Below are 15933 nucleotides of genomic sequence, written 5' to 3'. Positions count from 1 at the left end.
CCGGCAACTCCCGCACCGGGAACACAGGGGCCGCCTCCGCGGACGGCCCCGACGACTCGGGAAGCGCCCGCAACGGGAAGGCGGGCGCGCTCTCGCCGTACGGCGTACTGCCACCGGTCCGGGGCACGCTGTCCGACCCGGACCCCGGCAACTCCCGCACCGGGAACACAGGGGCCGCCTCCGCGGACGGCCCCGACGACTCGGGAAGCGCCCGCAACGGGAAGGCGGGCGCGCTCTCGCTGTGCGGTGTACTGCCGCCGGCCAGGGGCTCGCTGTGCGGCTCGGGGGGCGCGGGCGGTGGGAACGTGGGGGCGGGCTTCGGGGAGGGCGGCTCCGTGTCGGGCTCGCGGGCCGGTTCCAGGGTCTGGCTCAGGACGTGCGTCACACTGTCGTCCTCCGGTCGCGGGGCCGGGCCCGGCCGGAGTGCTTCGGCCGGTGGGTCCGGCGGTGCCGTGCGCAGGGGCTCCGCCGCGAACGTGCTGGAGCCGTCGGTGTGGACCTGGAGGGGGACGACGTAGCCGATGCGCTCGTCGGTGACCGTGGCGAGGACGGGGTGGCCGGAAGCGAGGGCGATGCGATGGAGGTGGCTCAGGACGGTCTGCTGGATCTCCTCGCCGGGAGCCGGGTGGACCGGTACGCCGCCGACCGAGGCCCCGGCGCCGTCCGCCGACACATGGACGGCGACCGGCGTCGCCACGGGTGCCGCCGGCCGCGCGGCGCGCTCGTGTTCCCGCTTCTTCCCGCGGCTCAGTCGAGACATCGGCTCCCTCACTCGGATGAGTGCCATCCGGTCGTTCGCGTACATTCGAGTCTCTCCGCCCGCCTGCCCTCCCCGCGTCACCACGACGTCACAGACTCGCACCAGGAACCGCACTCCTGTGACGCGGGTAACGTTTCGCGGGCGAGGATCGCCGGGATGACACGGGAGGAGGACGGCCATGCGGACAGGCGTACGACAGGGACCGGAGATCTGGATCCGCGGGCCGGTGACCGACGCCCGTGCCCAGGCCGACGGGTGGGAGGGCAGACCCGGACGGCCCGCAGGCCGGCCCGCCATGCCCCGCCGGTTCTCCTGGCTGGCCACCCACGGCGGCGCGGGCACGACCACGCTCGCGGCCGTCTACGGCGGTCACGACTGCGGACGCGCCTGGCCGGTGCCCGGCGCTCCGGAGTCGGTGCTGCTGGTCGCCAGGACCCACTCGGCCGGGCTGGACGCCGTCACCCGGGCCCTCGAGGTGTTCCGTGGGGGCGAGGCGCCCGCCGGACTCGACCTGGACGCCGTGGTGCTCGTCGCGGACGCACCGGGCCGGCTGCCGCGGCGGCTCGCCCAGCGGGTGAAGCCGATCGAGTCCGTGATCGACGTCTACCGCGTCCCGTGGGTGGAGGCCTGGAGGCTGGGCGACCTGAGCGGAGCGCCACCGCGGGAGAGCGAACCGCTGGCCCGTCTCACGGGGGCAGGGAGCGCGCGGGCGGCCTCTAGGCCGTGATGTCCTTCGCCGTGAACCGTGTCCAGGCCGCCGAGCCGAACACGGCCGCGTACAGGGCCTGCAGCTCCAGGTTCTTCACCAGGCCGTCCCAGTAGACCGGCTCGCGCATGAGGTCGGCGAAGGACAGCCAGTAGTGGGAGAAGAGGTACGGCTGGATCGCGTGCAGTTGCGGGATCTGGTCGAGGATCTGAACGGTGATCAGCAGACCCACGGTCGTGGCCATCGCGGCGATCCCGCTGTTGGTCAGCGTCGAGACGAACAGGCCGAGGGCGGCGAGCCCGATCAGGGACGCGGCGACGACGAGGGCGATCAGCAGCGCCCGGCCCAGTCCGTCGGCGAAGCTGATCCGCGTGCCCGAGATGGTCGTCAGATCGCCGAGCGGGAACAGCAGGGCTCCCACGACGAGCGCCGAGACGGCGACCACGAGGGTGGCGACCAGGCAGAACGCCATCGTCGTGGCGTACTTGGCGAGCAGCAGGCGGGTGCGGCCGGCGGGGGCGACCAGCAGATAGCGCAGGGTGCCCGCGTTCGCCTCCCCGGCGACGGCGTCGCCGGCGATCACGCCCACGGCCATCGGCAGGAAGAACGGCAGGGTGGCGGCCAGCGCGGTGAAGACCAGGAACAGCCCGTTGTTGGTGACCTGCGCGATGAACGCCGGCCCCTCGCCGCCCCCGCGGCCGACGGACGAGCCGCCCCTCGTCTCGATCCTTACGGCAACCCCGACCAGGACCGGCACACCGGCCAGCACGCCCAGCAGCGCGAGGGTACGCCAGCGTCGGAAGGTGGTCACCAGCTCGCTGCGCAGCAACCCGAAAGTCCACAGCGGGCGCGGGGCGCGCACGGCCGCGGGCGCGGCCTGCCCCGGCGACACCTCAGCCCGCGACATCGAAGCCCTCCCCCGTGAGTGCCACGAACGCGTCCTCCAGTGAAGCCCGTTCGACCCCGAAGCCGCGTACGCGGACGCCCGCCGTCACCAGCGCGGCGTTCACGTCGGCGAGGTCGCGCTGCGGTGGGTCGCCGGTCACCCGGTCCTCGCCCACGACGACGTCGCCGACGCCCTGTTCCTTCAGCACCCGGGCCGCCTCCCCCGTGTCGGGCGTGGTCACCACCACCCGGCCGCGTGCTCCGGCGGCCAGCTCCGCCACGGCTCCCTGGGTGATCAGCCGCCCCTGCGCCATGACCGCCGCGTGGGTGCACACCTGCTCGATCTCGTCCAGCAGATGGGAGGAGAGGAAGACCGTCGTGCCGTCGGAGGCCAACTCCCGGATCAGGGAGCGGATCTCGCGCATGCCCTGCGGGTCGAGACCGTTGGTCGGCTCGTCCAGGACGAGCAGTCTGCGCGGCTGGAGCAGCGCGGCGGCCAGCCCCAGGCGCTGTTTCATGCCCAGGGAGTAGGCCTTGGCCTTCTTGCCCGCCGCTGCCGTCAGGCCCACCCGGTTCAGGGCGGTGGCGACCCGGGCGCGCCGGGTGCGGGGGTCGGCGGTCGGGTCGGCGGCGTCGTAGCGCAGCAGGTTGTCCCGGCCGGACAGGAAGCCGTACAGGGCCGGGCCCTCGATGAGCGCGCCGACCTGCGGGAGCACGGTGCGCGAGGACCGGGGCATGGGGCGCCCCAGCACCCGCGCCGTGCCGGAGGTGGGCTCGATGAGCCCCATCAGCATGCGGATGGTGGTGGTCTTGCCCGAGCCGTTCGGGCCGAGGAAGCCGAAGACGCTGCCCGCCGGGACGGTCAGGTCGAGACCGTCGACGGCGAGCTGTCCGCCGCGGTAGCGCTTGGTGAGCCCGCGCGTGTGGATGACGCTGTCATCCCCTCCGTCCATCGGCTCCCTCGATTCCTCGTGCCCGTCGCGTCCTTACTGCCCGGTGTTCGCCGCCTTCACCAGCGTGTCCTTGGTGACGGCGCCGACGTACACCTTGCCGTTGTCCGTGATCAGCGCGTTGACCAGGCGGGTGGAGAAGACGGTGCCCTTGCCGAACTTGCCGCTGACCTGGTCGCCGAGCGAGCCGAGGAACCCGCTCAGGTCGCCCTTGCCGGAGGACGACGGGATGCCGCCCTTGTTGCCGGTGTCGAACACGGCGATGGAGTTCCAGCCCTTGCCGAGGACCTTCGGGCCGTTCTCGGCCAGGTCCTTGTGCGACGCGCCGGGCTCGTGGAACTGCCGGCCCGGGCCGGCCTTCCGCTCGGCGCCCTGCCCAGCCTCCTTCGCCGCGTCCTTCTCCTCGGTGACCTTCGCGCCCTTGGGCGGGGTGAAGTCGAAGGTCGAGGCGGCCGGCTTGGCGAAGCTGACCTGGGTGAAGCCCGCGTCCACCACGGCGGCGCCGCCGCTCGCCGGGGTGAGCGTGAACTTCAGCGGCAGCCCGGTCTTGGCGTCCACGGCGATACTGATCGCACCGACCGTGGTGCCGGAGGCGTGCTTCGGCTCGATGACCAGCTTGTAGGCGTCGCGGCCGGCGACCTGCGCGGTGCCGTCGACCTTCACCGAGGTCGTGTCGTCGACCGACTTCAGGGCCTCGTCGGCGAAGTCCTTGGGCGTGGCGGGGACCTCGTCCCGGTGCTTCTTGCCGCCGTCGGCCGCGGTGCCGTGGAAGACCTCGTTCGACTTGCTGTCGTAGCCCCAGACGTCCTTGCCGTTGTGGATGAGGCTGTACTCGGCGGCGCTCTCGATCAGCGAGACCTTCTGCCGGTCCTCGCCGTCGGCGGCGACGCGGAGGGTGTGCGTTCCGGAGGCCAGCTCGGGCAGCTTTGACGTCGGGTCGGCCGACGAACCGTCACCACCCCTGGCTGCGCCGGAGGCCAGGCCGCTCTCCAGGCCGCCGAGGTTCGGCAGACCCAGGTCGGTGCTGACCTTGACCGTGCCGGACAACTGCTGGACGTCCGACTTGGCGATTTTCTCGATGAGTTGCTGTGCGGTGATCTTCGGCAGGTTGGGGTCGCCGGACGCGGCGAGTGCGGGGACGAGCCCGATGGTCGCCGCCGCCACCCCCACCACCGTGACCGGGACGACGTAGCGCGCGGCCTTGCGGCGCCCCGTGCGCAGGTCGTCGGCTTCGGATTCGTTCGGTGCCATGTGTGCCCTACCTCCGTCATCGGCGGCGGCTGTCCTTCTGCACTGGGGTGTAACCCTCAGCCGCCATTCTCACCCAGATCGGTGAGGAGTGGTGTGGTCCGTTGTTTCCATCTGACCAAATCGGCGGGGCGGAGGCGTCAGACCCCGGAGCCAACTCCGTGTACGCCTGCGGTATGACACGCAAAGGGCGACGCCTCCCCCACCCCGTAGGGGTAGATGTGGAGAGCGCCGCCCGGAGGGGGCGTCCTGCGAGGTCGCGGGACCGGACGGGCGTCAGCCGGCCCGGTGCACCACCGCGTCGCACAGCTGAAGCAGTGCGGCCTTCGCCTCGCACTCCCGCAACGGCGCCAGCGCGGCCCGCGCCTCCTCGGCGTAGCGCACGGTGTCCCGGCGGGCCTGCTCCAGCGCCGGGTGCGCCCGCAGCGCAGCCAGCGCCTCCGCGTGCCGCGCGTCGTCGCTGAGGTCGGAGTCCAGCAGCTCACACAGGGCGATGTCCTCGGCCAGCCCCAGCCGGGCCGCACGCTCGCGCAGCCGCAGCACCGGCAGTGTGGCGATGCCCTCGCGCAGATCGGTGCCGGGCGTCTTGCCCGACTCGTGCGAGTCGGAGGCGATGTCCAGGACGTCGTCCGCCAGCTGGAAGGCGACGCCCAGCCGCTCGCCGTACTGCGTCAGCACGTCCACGACCGTCTCGTCGGCGCCGGACATCATCGCGCCGAACCGGCACGACACCGCCACCAGCGAGCCGGTCTTGCCGCCCAGCACGTCCAGGTAGTGGTCGACCGGGTCCCGGCCGTCCTGCGGACCCGCCGTCTCCAGGATCTGCCCGGTGACCAGCCGCTCGAACGCCACGGCCTGCACCCGCACGGCCTCCGGGCCGAGGTCGGCGAGGATCTGCGAGGCGCGGGCGAAGAGGAAGTCGCCGGTCAGGACCGCGACCGAGTTGCCCCAGCGGGTGTTGGCGCTGGCCACCCCGCGGCGCACGGCGGCCTCGTCCATCACGTCGTCGTGGTACAGCGTCGCCAGATGGGTCAGCTCCACCACCACGGCCGAGGGCACGATCCCCGGCGCGTACGGATCCCCGAACTGGGACGCGAGCATCACGAGCAGGGGCCGGAACCGCTTCCCGCCCGCCCTGACGAGATGCTGGGCGGCGCCCGTGATGAACGGGACCTCGCTCTTGGTGGCTTCGAGCAGCCCTTCCTCGACACCCGCCAATCCGGCCTGGACATCGGCTTCGAGAGCCTGGTCCCGCACGGTCAGCCCGAATGGCCCGACGACGGTCACGAGGGGTCTCCTGTCTGCTGGTGTCTGCTGGGGATTACACGGTTTGTCGATAGGTCGCTGCCCTCACTCAAGTCAGCGTATCCGGTCACGTTTCGATCACCGATATCGCCCACCTATACGGGCCAGGCCACTTCACCCGACGTGACCACCATCACGCGTCAGCCACACGGCCCACACGCACTCACGCGTGAAGTCCGATTCACCCCTATTAGGGTTTCAATTCTCTTTAGTGGTAATTGCCCTTCGGTCGCCCGAGCCGTGACTTGGAACACACTCCCCCCGTCCGCGCCATCTCTCGCACTCCTTCACATTCCCTTTACAGCAAGCCGAGTTGAACCTTGGCAAGTGCAAAGGATCAAGCACCACATACACCCCAGACCAAGGTCAAACAGGACGAGTGTGATTCCGGCACTTGTTCGGGACATGTGCTCTCGCATACGTTCCCGGCACCAACGGGCGGACGCCGAATCCTGCCGCCGCCCGTAATCCCAACGACCGAATGACCCACGGCAGGAGCGGGGGACCCAGGTAAGTTCGCCGGGCCGGGTGTCGTACGTACCGCGTACGCCGCACCGGAACGGCTCGGGGTGAAGCCGTGCCCTTCAGGGCGCGGCCGGGCACCTCCCAGCCCGAACCCGACAGCTCACCTCGCAGGCGACGGAGAGGAATTCCCCCATGCCTGCAAACGGTCAGCGCCGCTCTACCCGCACCGCCCGCCTCATCCGCACCCTCGCCGTCACCGGCACGGGCGCAGCCGTCCTCGCCGTGCCGCTGCTCGGTGCCACGACCGCGTCCGCGGCGACCCCGGCCACCGTCCGGACGGCCGCGAGCTTCGGCTACTCGAACAACCTCGACGGCTGGATCCGGGCCTCCCTGGCGGTCATGGCACAGAAGGGCATCCCGGGCTCCTACAACGGGATCCACCGCAACATCATCCGCGAGTCCTCCGGCAACCCGCGTGCCATCAACCTCTGGGACTCCAACGCCAGGAAGGGCATCCCGTCCAAGGGTCTGCTCCAGGTCATCGACCCGACCTTCCGGGCCTACCACGTGAACGGCACGTCCTGGGACATCTACGACCCGATCGCCAACATCACGGCCGCCTGCAACTACGCGGCCAAGCGGTACGGGTCCATCGACAACGTCTTCGGCGCGTACTGACCGGACCGTAGCCGGACCACGCACCGGCTAGACAAACAGTCGTTCGAGGACGACGGCGATGCCGTCGTCCTCGTTCGACATCGTGACCTCGTCGGCCACCGCCTTGAGTTCGGGGTGGGCGTTGGCCATGGCGACCCCCCGGGCGGCCCACTGGAACATCGGGATGTCGTTCGGCATGTCGCCGAAGGCGAGGGCGCTCTCGCGGCCCAGTCCCAGGTGTTCGGCGGCCAGTGCCAGCCCGGTCGCCTTGGTGATGCCGCACGGCTGGAGTTCAACGGTCCCGGGGCCCGACATGGTGACCGTGGCGAGGGAACCCACCGCGCCGCGGGCCGCCGCCGCCAGCTCGTCGTCGGACAGCACCGGGTGACGCAGCAGCACCTTGCTGATGGGCGCGCGCCACAGGTCGTCGCGCCGTTCGACCCGTACGGCGGGCAGCGCCGGGTGCGGCATGAGATACCCCGGCTCGACGAGCGTGAGCCCCTCGACCCCGTCCTGGTCGACCGCGGCGTGCACCTCCCCCACCTCGGCCTCGATCTTGCCGAGCGCGGTCTCGGCCTGCTCCCGGTCCAGGGTGACCGACCACAGCAGGCGGTCGCTGCCTGCGTCGTAGAGCTGGGCGCCCTGACCGCACACCGCGAGCCCCGTGGTGCCGAGGACGTCGAGCAGTTCCCGCACCCTCGGTGCCGGCCGTCCGGTCACCACGAGGTGCCGGGCACCTGCGGCCGCCGCCCCCGCGAGCGCGGCGAGGGACCGTTCGGACACGGTGTGGTCGCCGCGCAGCAGCGTTCCGTCCAGGTCAGTGGCGATGAGGGCATATGCGAGGGCGGCCATGATCAGAGAATACGGATGCCGCGGCCCGCCGACTCGACCGGAACCGGACGACCGCGACGGCCACCGGGCTCCCGGCTCCCCTCTCCTCAACTCCCTTACCTGTGAGAGCGCTTCGGCACCGCGGGCGAGGTGGCCCTCAACCGTGCGCCGCCGCAAGGTGTGCGGCCAGCCGCGGCGAGGCGAACTCCGTGCCGCACACGAACCGCATCACCGGCCCGTACGAGGCCGCCGCCGGCAACCCCGTGAAGTACAGGCCGGGTACCGAGGAGACGTAGCCCGCGCCGAGCCTCGGGGCGCCGCGGCTGAGCGCGAGTCCGGTGCGCAGCTCATGGCCGAGGAAGCCCATCGCGGCGATGTCGACGCGGTAGCCGGTGGCCGCCATGACGTGGTCCGCCTCCAGTTCCCGGCTCTCGCCCGCGAGGGTGCGCACCGTCAGTACCGGACGCCCGCCCGTGACCTCGGCGCGCACGATGCCGCTCACCTCGTGGACCTGCACCGCCGACTCGAAGCGCTCGCGCAGCCACCAGGCGCCGAGCGGGCCGAGGACCCGGCCGACCAGATGGTGGCGGACCCCGGCCGGGAGGTACCGGAAGGGCTGCGGGTAGTAGCTCAGCGCCCACAGCGACCAGGCGCGGCCGAAGGGCGACTCGGGCCGGAACCTCGGCTGCTCCCAGGGCGGGGCGCCGAAGGCAACCGAGCCGCGGCCCCGTGCCACCACCCGCACCCGCGCGCCGGCCTCCGCCGCGAGCGCCGCCGTCTCCAGCGCGGACTGGCCGGCGCCGACGACGATCAGCTCCTTCCCGGCGAACCGGCCGAGGTCGTGGTGCTGGGAGCTGTGCGAGAGCGGCCCGGTGGGCGTGGGGCCGTCCGGCACCGCCGCGGCCAGCTCCGGCGGCAGATGGGACAGGCCCGACAAGCCCGTCGCCACCACGACCGCTCGGGCGGTGAACTGCTCCCCGGAGTCGGGCTTCAGCTCGAAGCCGCCGCCCGGCCGCCGGTCGACCGACACCACCCGCACCCGCTCCAGCTCGGGCACCAGCCTGTGCTGGAACCACTCGCCGTAGGCGATGAAGGTCTCCACCGGGATGATGTCCTCGTCGGCCACCAGCGGTCCGATGCCGGCCGCGGCGCAGTAGTCGGCGAGGGTGTGGCCGCGCTGCGGGCAGTCGATGCCGGAGGCGGCCGGGGTCGACTTCAGCAGCATTCCTGCGGGCATGTGGTCGCGCCAGGCGACCATGGGCTCGCCGAAGACGCGGACCGGGATGCCCCGGGCACGCAGATGGGCGGCGGTGGACAGGCCGAACGGCCCGGCACCGATGACTGCCACCGGTTGGTTCACGAAGTCCCTCCCCAGGACGTGTTCACGTCACTTCGTGGGCCGGCTCGGGCGGCGGGACGGGCCGCCCGCATACATTCGTGCTCTGCCCTAACCGGTCGTGCCGCCGCGGCGGTTGGTCCGCCACAGCTGATGGAGGTGCCGGGCGCCCGGACGCACGAAGCGGGCGAGCATCGTGAGGAACGGCATCGGGTCGTCACCCGCGAGCCAGGCCAGCTCCGTGCCGCTCGCCCTCGCCGGCGCGTGCGGCGTGGTGTAGCCGCTGCGGCGATAGGCGAGCAGGGCGGGCAGGTCGATGTTCTCCACGACGTACCGGTGGCCGGCGCGCTGCTCGCCCTCCGGGACGGGGCGGCCGGTCAGGTCGAGGTGCATGGCACGGACGACGTCCACGCCCGACTCGCTCTCGAAGAGCCGGAACTGCGCGCCCATGCGCGGATTGAAGTCGAGCAGCTTGTACTGCCCGTCGCGCCGGTCGAAACGCAGGTCGAGGTCGACGATGCCGGTGAAGCCGATCTGCTTGATGAACCGCGCCGCGAGGTCGGCGAGTTCCGGGTTGTCGACGACGTACGCGTTCGCCGTCATGCCCGCGTGCGGCGGCCAGGAACGGACCTTGACACCGGTGAACATCGCGAGCGGGGCCGAGTCCTGGTCGAAGTAGGCGTGCACGATCCAGTCCTCGGCCTGCTCCCGCGGCAGATACTCCTGGAGGATCACGCCCGGCTGCTCACCCCAGTCGCGGGCCAGGGCCAGCAGTCCCTCACGGCTGTTGATCCTCGTGGTGCCGTTCACCGCGGGGCTGCTGCGCCGGACGAACGCCTCGCGGTTCTTGGCCACCACCGGGAAGCGGGTCTTCTCGGCGAACGCCACGATGTCGTCGTACGACTGCGGGAAGGCGGCCGTGGGGCTCGGGATGCCGTGCTCCACGCACAGTTCGTGCAGTCCCTGCTTGCTGGCCAGGCGGCGCGGCAGGCCGGGGGCGACGGGCGGGAAGAGGAAGTGGCCCTTGAGTTCGTCCTGGTGCTCGGCGATCAGGACGGCGGCCTCCTCGTCGGTGGGCACCAGGACCGTGGGCCGGCCGATGCGGCGGCCGATCCGGAGCAAGCCCTCCACCAGACGGTCCGCGCCCTCCGTGCCCCTGGTCGGCCAGACGAACGCGCGTTTGAGATAACGGGAGGAGGCCGCCGGTGTGTAGGCGTCCTCGGTGATCGCGTACATCGGCACGCCCAGACGGCCGAGACTGCGGATCGCGCCCACCCCACCGTGGTGCAGCGGGTAGTCGCCGAACTTCACGATCAGGCCCGGGACCTCACGGTCGGCCCGGAAAGGCACACTGACGGCATTCCTGGCCACGGGTCCCCCCACGTGTCCCCCCTATGGAGCGGACCCACCCCGTCCGCGTCCCCAGAGGACGCTAAGCCGGAATTGCCCCCTCCCACAAGACCAATTCGGACATTGCAAACTCTTTAGACACTGCCCAAGACATGCGACGCCCCCGTAACGTGTGGCCCGACCACATGGAATTCCGGAAAGGAAGGCAGTACCCATGCCCCCCTTCGAGGTACCCGAGGGCGACCCCTTCGGTCCGCACAACCTTCCCTACGGCGTCTTCTCCCGCGCCGGGTCGCCGGAGAGGACCGTGGGCGTCCGGCTCGGCGACCACGTACTCGACGCGGGGGCGGCGGCGCGGGCACTCGGTTCACCGTACGCCGGGCTGCTCGCGCGGCCGACCCTGAACCCGCTGCTGGCCGCGGGCCGCACCGCGTGGTCCGACGTGCGGCGCGCGCTGACGTCGTGGGTGACGGTGCCGGCCCACCAGGAGACCGTCGCGCCCTTCCTGCACCCGCTGTCCTCGGTGACCCTGCACCTCCCCTTCGAGGTCGCGGACTACGTCGACTTCTACGCCTCGGAGAACCACGCCCGGAACGTGGGGCAGATCTTCCGCCCGGACGCCGAGGACTCGCTGACCCCCAACTGGAAGCACCTGCCGATCGGTTACCACGGCCGCTCCGGCACGGTGGTGGTCTCCGGCACGGACGTGGCGCGCCCGTCGGGCCAGCGGAAGGCTCCCACGGACCCCGCGCCGGTGTTCGGCCCCTCGGTCCGCCTGGACATCGAGGCGGAGGTCGGCTTCGTGGTGGGCGCGCCCTCGCGGATGGGGCAGCCGGTCGCGCTCGGCGACTTCCGCGAGCACGTCTTCGGGCTGTGCCTGCTGAACGACTGGTCGGCGCGCGACATCCAGGCCTGGGAGTACGTCCCGCTCGGGCCGTTCCTCGGCAAGTCCTTCGCCACGTCGGTGTCGGCGTGGATCACTCCGCTGGACGCCCTGGAGGAGGCACGGGTGGCCCCGCCGCGGCGCACGCACCCGCTGCTGCCCTACCTCGACGACTCCGCGGACGAGCCCGGCGGTTACGACCTGCGGATCTCCGTCGCGATCAACGGTCACGTGGTGTCCGAGCCGCCCTTCTCCACCATGTACTGGACGGCCGCGCAGCAGCTCGCCCACATGACGGTCAACGGCGCGTCCCTGCGCACGGGCGACCTGTACGGCTCGGGCACGGTGAGCGGACCCGCCGAGCACGAGCGCGGCTCGCTGCTGGAGCTGACCTGGAACGGCCGGGAGCCGCTGGAACTCCCCGACGGCAAGCGGGCGTTCCTGGAGGACGGCGACGTCGTGACGCTCTCGGCCTGGGCGCCGGGCGCGAACGGCACGCGGGTGGGCCTCGGGGAGGTGACGGGGCGGATCGTCTCGGGCTGAGCGGAGGCCCTGCGGCCCTTCCCACGCCGGGGATTTGGTGGTGGCGGACCCCTGACTCCCGGTGCCTGTGGCCGTCATACTGGCGGCAGGCCGTGCGCGCCCGGCGCGCCGGCCGGCCGCACAGCACCGCTCCACCGCACGACCCCGACACCCGCCCACCTCCGACGAGGATCCGGAGTCCGAGGCATGACCGCCTGCCTGCTCCTGCTGAGCGCCGTCGCGCTGACGCTCGCCGTGCCGGTCCCCCACGCGCTGGCCCGGGCGGGGTGGCCCGAACGGGAGCCCGTCGTCGCACTGTGGGTGTGGCAGTGCCTGGTCGCCACCGTCCTGCTGTGCTGCCTCGCAGGGCTCGTGCTGGGCACCGCGGCCGTCTTCAGCACCGTTCACGACCGGGTCTTCGCCCCCGCGCCGCCGGCCGTGACAGCCGCCTACGACTCGTCCGTGGCGCCGGTCTGGGCCGCCGGCCTCACCCTGCTGCTGGCCGGCGGCGCCGCCTGGACCACCGCGATGCTCGCCCGCGAGCTCGTCGAGGCCCGCCGCCGGCGCGGCCTGGCCCGCGCGCACCTGCGCGAACGCGCCCCCGATCTGCCCGCGGGCCTTCCGGCGGCCCGCGGACCGCTGCTGGTGCTGGAGGACGAGTACCCCGACGCCTGGTGGATGCCCGGTCACCAGCCCCAGCTCGTCGTCACCACCGGCGCCCTGCACCGGCTCACCGGCCACCAGCTCGACGCCGTCCTCGCGCACGAACGCGGCCACGCCCGCGCCCACCACGACTGGCTGCTGCACCTGTCGACCGCGCTGGCGACCGGCTTTCCGCGCATCCCGCTGTTCACGCACTTCTGCGAGCAGACCCACCGCCTGGTCGAACTGGCCGCCGACGATACGGCCTCCCGCCGCCACGGCCACCTCACCACGGCCCTCGCGCTGATCGAGCTCAACCAGCACCGCGGGGTACTGTCCTGCGCCTCCAGCAACCGGCTGCTGAGCGAGCGGGTGGACCGCCTGCTGGAGCCGCCGCCGCGGCTGGACCGCAGGCGCCGGGCGCTGACCACGGCGGTCGCGGCCCTGGTGCCGCTGCTCCCGCTCCTGATCACGTTCGCCCCTGGCCTGACGGCGCTGGGCTGAGCAACGGGCCCGTCGCCGTGACCGGCGCGGACCGCCTATATCCAGTCGTCCGGTTCCGGCTCGGGCATATCCTCCACCGGTTCCGGCTCGCCCGCCCCGGCCGTTCCGATCCCGGCCGTTTCTGTCCCGGCCGTTCCTGATCCGGCCGTGGCGTCGCCGGACGGGCCGGTCAGCGACTCCAGCACCGCGAGCACGCCCTCCCCGTACGTCGCCAGCTTCTTCTCGCCGACGCCGCCGACCGTGCCGAGCTGTGCCACGGACGTCGGCCAGATCGTGACGATCTCCCGGAGCGTGGCGTCGTGGAAGATGACGTACGCCGGGACGCCCTGCTCGCGGGCCTGTTCGGCGCGCCAGGCGCGCAGGGCCTCGAAGGCGGGAAGCAGCTCCTCGGGCAGCTCGGCCACCGCCGCCCTGGGCTTGCGGTCGTCCCTGGCGGCCGAAGCCCGCGACGCGGCCGGCTTCTTCGGCTCCTTGCGCAGCGGCACCTCCCGCTCTCTCCGCAGTACCGACCCGCTGCTGTCGGTCAGCACCAGCGTGCCGTACTCGCCCTCCACCGCGAGCAGTCCCTGCGCCAGCAACTGCCGTACGACGCCGCGCCATTCGCCCTCGGTGAGCTCCTCCCCGATGCCGAACACGGACAGCTGGTCGTGGTCGAACTGGATCACCTTGCCGGTGCGCTTGCCGAGCAGGATGTCGATGATCTGGCCCGCGCCGAACTTCTGCCCCCGCTCCCGCTTCAGCCGCACCACCGTCGACAGCACCTTCTGGGCCGCGATCGTGCCGTCCCAGGTCTCGGGCGGGGTCAGGCAGGTGTCGCAGTTTCCGCAGCCGGCCGCGCCCGGTTCCTGGCCGAAGTAGGCGAGGAGCTGGCCGCGGCGGCACCGGGCCGTCTCGCACAGGGCGAGCATCGCGTCCAGATGGGCCTGGGCCCGGCGGCGGAACGCCTCGTCGCCCTCACCGGACTGGATGAGCTTGCGCTGCTGCACGACGTCGTTCAGGCCGTAGGCCATCCAGGCCGTGGACGGCAGGCCGTCCCGGCCCGCGCGGCCCGTCTCCTGGTAGTAGCCCTCCACGGACTTGGGCAGGTCCAGGTGGGCGACGAAGCGGACGTCGGGCTTGTCGATGCCCATGCCGAAGGCAATGGTGGCGACCACGACCAGGCCGTCCTCGCGCAGGAAGCGGGACTGGTGCGCCGCGCGGGTGCCCGCGTCCAGGCCCGCGTGGTATGGCACCGCCTCGACGCCGTTGCGGGTGAGGAACTCGGCCGTCTTCTCCACCGAGTTGCGCGACAGGCAGTACACGATGCCCGCGTTGCCCGGGTACTCCTGGCGCAGGAAGGTCAGCAGCTGCTTCTTGGCGTCGGCCTTGGGCACGATCCGGTACTGGATGTTGGGCCGGTCGAAGCTGGCCACGAAGTGCCGGGCCCGCGGCATGTTCAGCCGCTGGGTGATCTCCTGGTGCGTGGCGTGGGTGGCCGTCGCGGTGAGCGCGATCCGCGGCACGTCCGGCCAGCGCTCGCCCAACAGTGACAGCGCCAGGTAGTCGGGGCGGAAGTCGTGGCCCCACTGGGACACGCAGTGCGCCTCGTCGATGGCGAAGACGGAGATCTTGCCGCGGGAGAGCAGGTCGAGCGTGGTGTCCAGGCGCAGCCGCTCCGGTGCCAGGTAGAGCAGGTCGAGCTCGCCGGCCAGGAACTCCGCCTCGACCACCCGGCGCTCGTCGAAGTCCTGCGTGGAGTTCACGAACCCGGCGCGCACGCCCAGCGCCCGCAGCGCGTCCACCTGGTCCTGCATCAGCGCGATGAGCGGCGACACCACGACGCCCGTACCGGGCCTGACCAGGGACGGAAGCTGGTAGCACAGCGACTTGCCGCCACCGGTGGGCATGAGCACGACAGCGTCGCCGCCCGCCACCACATGCTCGACGACCGCTTCCTGCTCGCCCCGGAATTCCTCGTACCCGAAGACCCGGCGCAGCGTCGCCAGCGCCTCGCTCTCCGTCACTGACATGTCGGTGACACCATCCGTCCCGCCCATCGCCTCGTCCCCCACACCTCGCTCCTCGACCACTGCCTCCACGATAGGGGCCCCCGCGGACACCCCCGGACTTGTCCACAGGCCGGCCCTGCAACCCCTGGTCAACGACACGACAGTCGTTCACACGTACGCAGGAGACTCGTCCCTTTCGGGCCGATAGTCTGAACAGACCGGCGAGACTCCGTCCCGTGGGAGTACTGATGAGCGTCGCACCGAAGGCGTCCGAGCCCACCTGGCCGACCCCGCCGGAAGGCGGCTGGACCGCCGACGACCTGGACCGGCTTCCGAATCTGCCTCCACACACGGAATTGATTGACGGGAGCCTGGTCTTCGTAAGTCCGCAAACCGCCTTCCATGAGCGCGCCGTCGACTTCTTCAAGTGGCACTTGCAGTCGCTGGCACCAGAGGACTACGAGGTCTTTCGCGAGTTCACCATCGACATCGACCGCCAGAACAGGCCCGAGCCCGACGCCGTCGTCGTACGAGGAGACGTGGTGGACGAGGGCCCGGGGCAGACGAGGTTCCCGGCGGAGGCCGTGATCCTGGCCGTGGAGGTCGTCTCCGAGGACTCCGTCTCCCGGGACCGCGAGACCAAGCCGCTGAAGTACGCGCAGGCGAAGATCCCCCACTACTGGCGGGTCGAGAACGAGAACGGCCGTGCCGCGGTGCATGTCTTCGAGCTGGAACCCACGACGACCGGCTCCTACACCAGCGTCGGCATCTTCAGGGGGCGGATGAAGGTGGACGCCCCGTTCTCCGTGGACCTGGACCTCACCGAGATCAGGACGCGCCACGGCAAGGGCAAGTAGGTCCGAGCACATCGGAACGCGGTGGCCCGGACCCACCGGGGCAC

The 15933-nt window shown here is 71.7% G+C and carries 13 protein-coding genes, 1 pseudogene and 1 riboswitch; of the genes and pseudogenes, 5 read left to right on the top strand and 9 right to left on the bottom strand.

Going from position 1 to position 15933, the window contains the following annotated elements; all coding sequences use genetic code 11:
• Positions 1-760 (bottom strand): annotated as a pseudogene (locus ACIQFZ_RS18395) (tetratricopeptide repeat protein); the annotation flags it as partial.
• 178 nt (positions 761-938) lie between these two features.
• Here ACIQFZ_RS18395 and ACIQFZ_RS18390 point away from each other — a divergent pair.
• Positions 939-1487 (top strand): DUF6668 family protein, encoded by a 549-nt coding sequence (locus ACIQFZ_RS18390; RefSeq protein ID WP_376651899.1) that lies wholly within the window; start codon positions 939-941, stop codon positions 1485-1487.
• Here the strand turns inward: ACIQFZ_RS18390 and ACIQFZ_RS18385 are convergent.
• The 4 genes from ACIQFZ_RS18385 to ACIQFZ_RS18370 form a co-directional block, all read right to left on the bottom strand.
• Positions 1477-2373 carry an ABC transporter permease gene (locus tag ACIQFZ_RS18385; protein WP_402691677.1) on the bottom strand — a complete coding sequence of 299 codons (897 nt, stop codon included), beginning with the start codon at positions 2371-2373 and terminating at the stop codon, positions 1477-1479. The two genes, ACIQFZ_RS18390 and ACIQFZ_RS18385, sit on opposite strands and share 11 nt — an antisense overlap.
• Positions 2360-3304, bottom strand: coding sequence for an ABC transporter ATP-binding protein (locus tag ACIQFZ_RS18380; protein WP_383057348.1), 945 nt, complete (start codon positions 3302-3304; stop codon positions 2360-2362). Before ACIQFZ_RS18380 ends, ACIQFZ_RS18385 begins: the two co-directional genes overlap by 14 nt.
• Positions 3305-3337: 33 nt before the next feature.
• Positions 3338-4552: an outer membrane lipoprotein carrier protein LolA gene (locus ACIQFZ_RS18375; protein WP_376651897.1), complete on the bottom strand. Its 1215-nt coding sequence runs from the start codon at positions 4550-4552 to the stop codon at positions 3338-3340.
• A 273-nt stretch (positions 4553-4825) separates the two neighbouring features.
• Complete coding sequence (locus tag ACIQFZ_RS18370) at positions 4826-5836, bottom strand: polyprenyl synthetase family protein (RefSeq protein WP_383057346.1); 1011 nt, start codon at positions 5834-5836, stop codon at positions 4826-4828.
• A gap of 483 nt (positions 5837-6319) precedes the next feature.
• Positions 6320-6506: riboswitch (cyclic di-AMP (ydaO/yuaA leader) on the top strand.
• A gap of 5 nt (positions 6507-6511) precedes the next feature.
• On the opposite strand from ACIQFZ_RS18370, the gene ACIQFZ_RS18365 reads away from it, so the two are divergent.
• Positions 6512-6997: a transglycosylase SLT domain-containing protein gene (locus ACIQFZ_RS18365; RefSeq protein WP_361424068.1), complete on the top strand. Its 486-nt coding sequence runs from the start codon at positions 6512-6514 to the stop codon at positions 6995-6997.
• Positions 6998-7024: 27 nt separating this feature from the next.
• Here ACIQFZ_RS18365 and ACIQFZ_RS18360 read toward each other — a convergent pair whose 3' ends face one another.
• From ACIQFZ_RS18360 to ACIQFZ_RS18350, 3 genes are all read right to left on the bottom strand, one after another.
• Positions 7025-7831, bottom strand: a complete 807-nt coding sequence (locus tag ACIQFZ_RS18360) for an HAD family hydrolase (protein WP_376651926.1) — start codon at positions 7829-7831, stop codon at positions 7025-7027.
• A gap of 133 nt (positions 7832-7964) precedes the next feature.
• A complete protein-coding gene (locus ACIQFZ_RS18355; protein WP_402691676.1) occupies positions 7965-9167 on the bottom strand; it encodes an FAD-dependent oxidoreductase in 1203 nt (400 codons plus the stop codon).
• 87 nt (positions 9168-9254) lie between these two features.
• Positions 9255-10493 (bottom strand): ATP-grasp domain-containing protein, encoded by a 1239-nt coding sequence (locus ACIQFZ_RS18350; RefSeq protein WP_376651895.1) that lies wholly within the window; start codon positions 10491-10493, stop codon positions 9255-9257.
• Positions 10494-10707: 214 nt separating this feature from the next.
• On the opposite strand from ACIQFZ_RS18350, the gene fahA reads away from it, so the two are divergent.
• Together fahA and ACIQFZ_RS18340 are read left to right on the top strand one after the other, a co-directional pair.
• The gene (gene fahA / locus ACIQFZ_RS18345; protein WP_365416619.1) at positions 10708-11919 is read left to right on the top strand and encodes a fumarylacetoacetase; all 1212 of its coding nucleotides are present in this window, start codon (positions 10708-10710) and stop codon (positions 11917-11919) included.
• Positions 11920-12105: 186 nt separating this feature from the next.
• Positions 12106-13044, top strand: a complete 939-nt coding sequence (locus ACIQFZ_RS18340) for a M56 family metallopeptidase (RefSeq protein WP_365416621.1) — start codon at positions 12106-12108, stop codon at positions 13042-13044.
• Between the two features lie 35 nt (positions 13045-13079).
• Here the strand turns inward: ACIQFZ_RS18340 and recQ are convergent, their stop codons facing one another.
• Positions 13080-15080 carry a DNA helicase RecQ gene (recQ, locus tag ACIQFZ_RS18335; protein ID WP_376651925.1) on the bottom strand — a complete coding sequence of 667 codons (2001 nt, stop codon included), beginning with the start codon at positions 15078-15080 and terminating at the stop codon, positions 13080-13082.
• Positions 15081-15280: 200 nt separating this feature from the next.
• On the opposite strand from recQ, the gene ACIQFZ_RS18330 reads away from it, so the two are divergent.
• Complete coding sequence (locus ACIQFZ_RS18330) at positions 15281-15889, top strand: Uma2 family endonuclease (protein WP_402691675.1); 609 nt, start codon at positions 15281-15283, stop codon at positions 15887-15889.
• Positions 15890-15933 lie beyond the last annotated feature (44 nt).

This window comes from Streptomyces sp. NPDC093064 (assembly GCF_044754605.1).
Classification (GTDB): domain Bacteria; phylum Actinomycetota; class Actinomycetes; order Streptomycetales; family Streptomycetaceae; genus Streptomyces.
Note: the sequence above shows the minus strand (reverse complement) of the source record. Positions and strands in the feature narration are given on the sequence as shown.

Excerpts from the sequence above, each read along its gene's own strand:
- ACIQFZ_RS18390 (WP_376651899.1), top strand. The coding sequence starts at position 939 with ATGCGGACAGGCGTACGACAGGGACCGGAGATCTGGATCCGCGGGCCG.
- ACIQFZ_RS18385 (WP_402691677.1), bottom strand. The coding sequence starts at position 2,373 with ATGTCGCGGGCTGAGGTGTCGCCGGGGCAGGCCGCGCCCGCGGCCGTG.
- ACIQFZ_RS18380 (WP_383057348.1), bottom strand. The coding sequence starts at position 3,304 with ATGGACGGAGGGGATGACAGCGTCATCCACACGCGCGGGCTCACCAAG.
- ACIQFZ_RS18375 (WP_376651897.1), bottom strand. The coding sequence starts at position 4,552 with ATGGCACCGAACGAATCCGAAGCCGACGACCTGCGCACGGGGCGCCGC.
- ACIQFZ_RS18365 (WP_361424068.1), top strand. The coding sequence starts at position 6,512 with ATGCCTGCAAACGGTCAGCGCCGCTCTACCCGCACCGCCCGCCTCATC.
- fahA (WP_365416619.1), top strand. The coding sequence starts at position 10,708 with ATGCCCCCCTTCGAGGTACCCGAGGGCGACCCCTTCGGTCCGCACAAC.
- ACIQFZ_RS18340 (WP_365416621.1), top strand. The coding sequence starts at position 12,106 with ATGACCGCCTGCCTGCTCCTGCTGAGCGCCGTCGCGCTGACGCTCGCC.
- recQ (WP_376651925.1), bottom strand. The coding sequence starts at position 15,080 with ATGGGCGGGACGGATGGTGTCACCGACATGTCAGTGACGGAGAGCGAG.
- ACIQFZ_RS18330 (WP_402691675.1), top strand. The coding sequence starts at position 15,281 with ATGAGCGTCGCACCGAAGGCGTCCGAGCCCACCTGGCCGACCCCGCCG.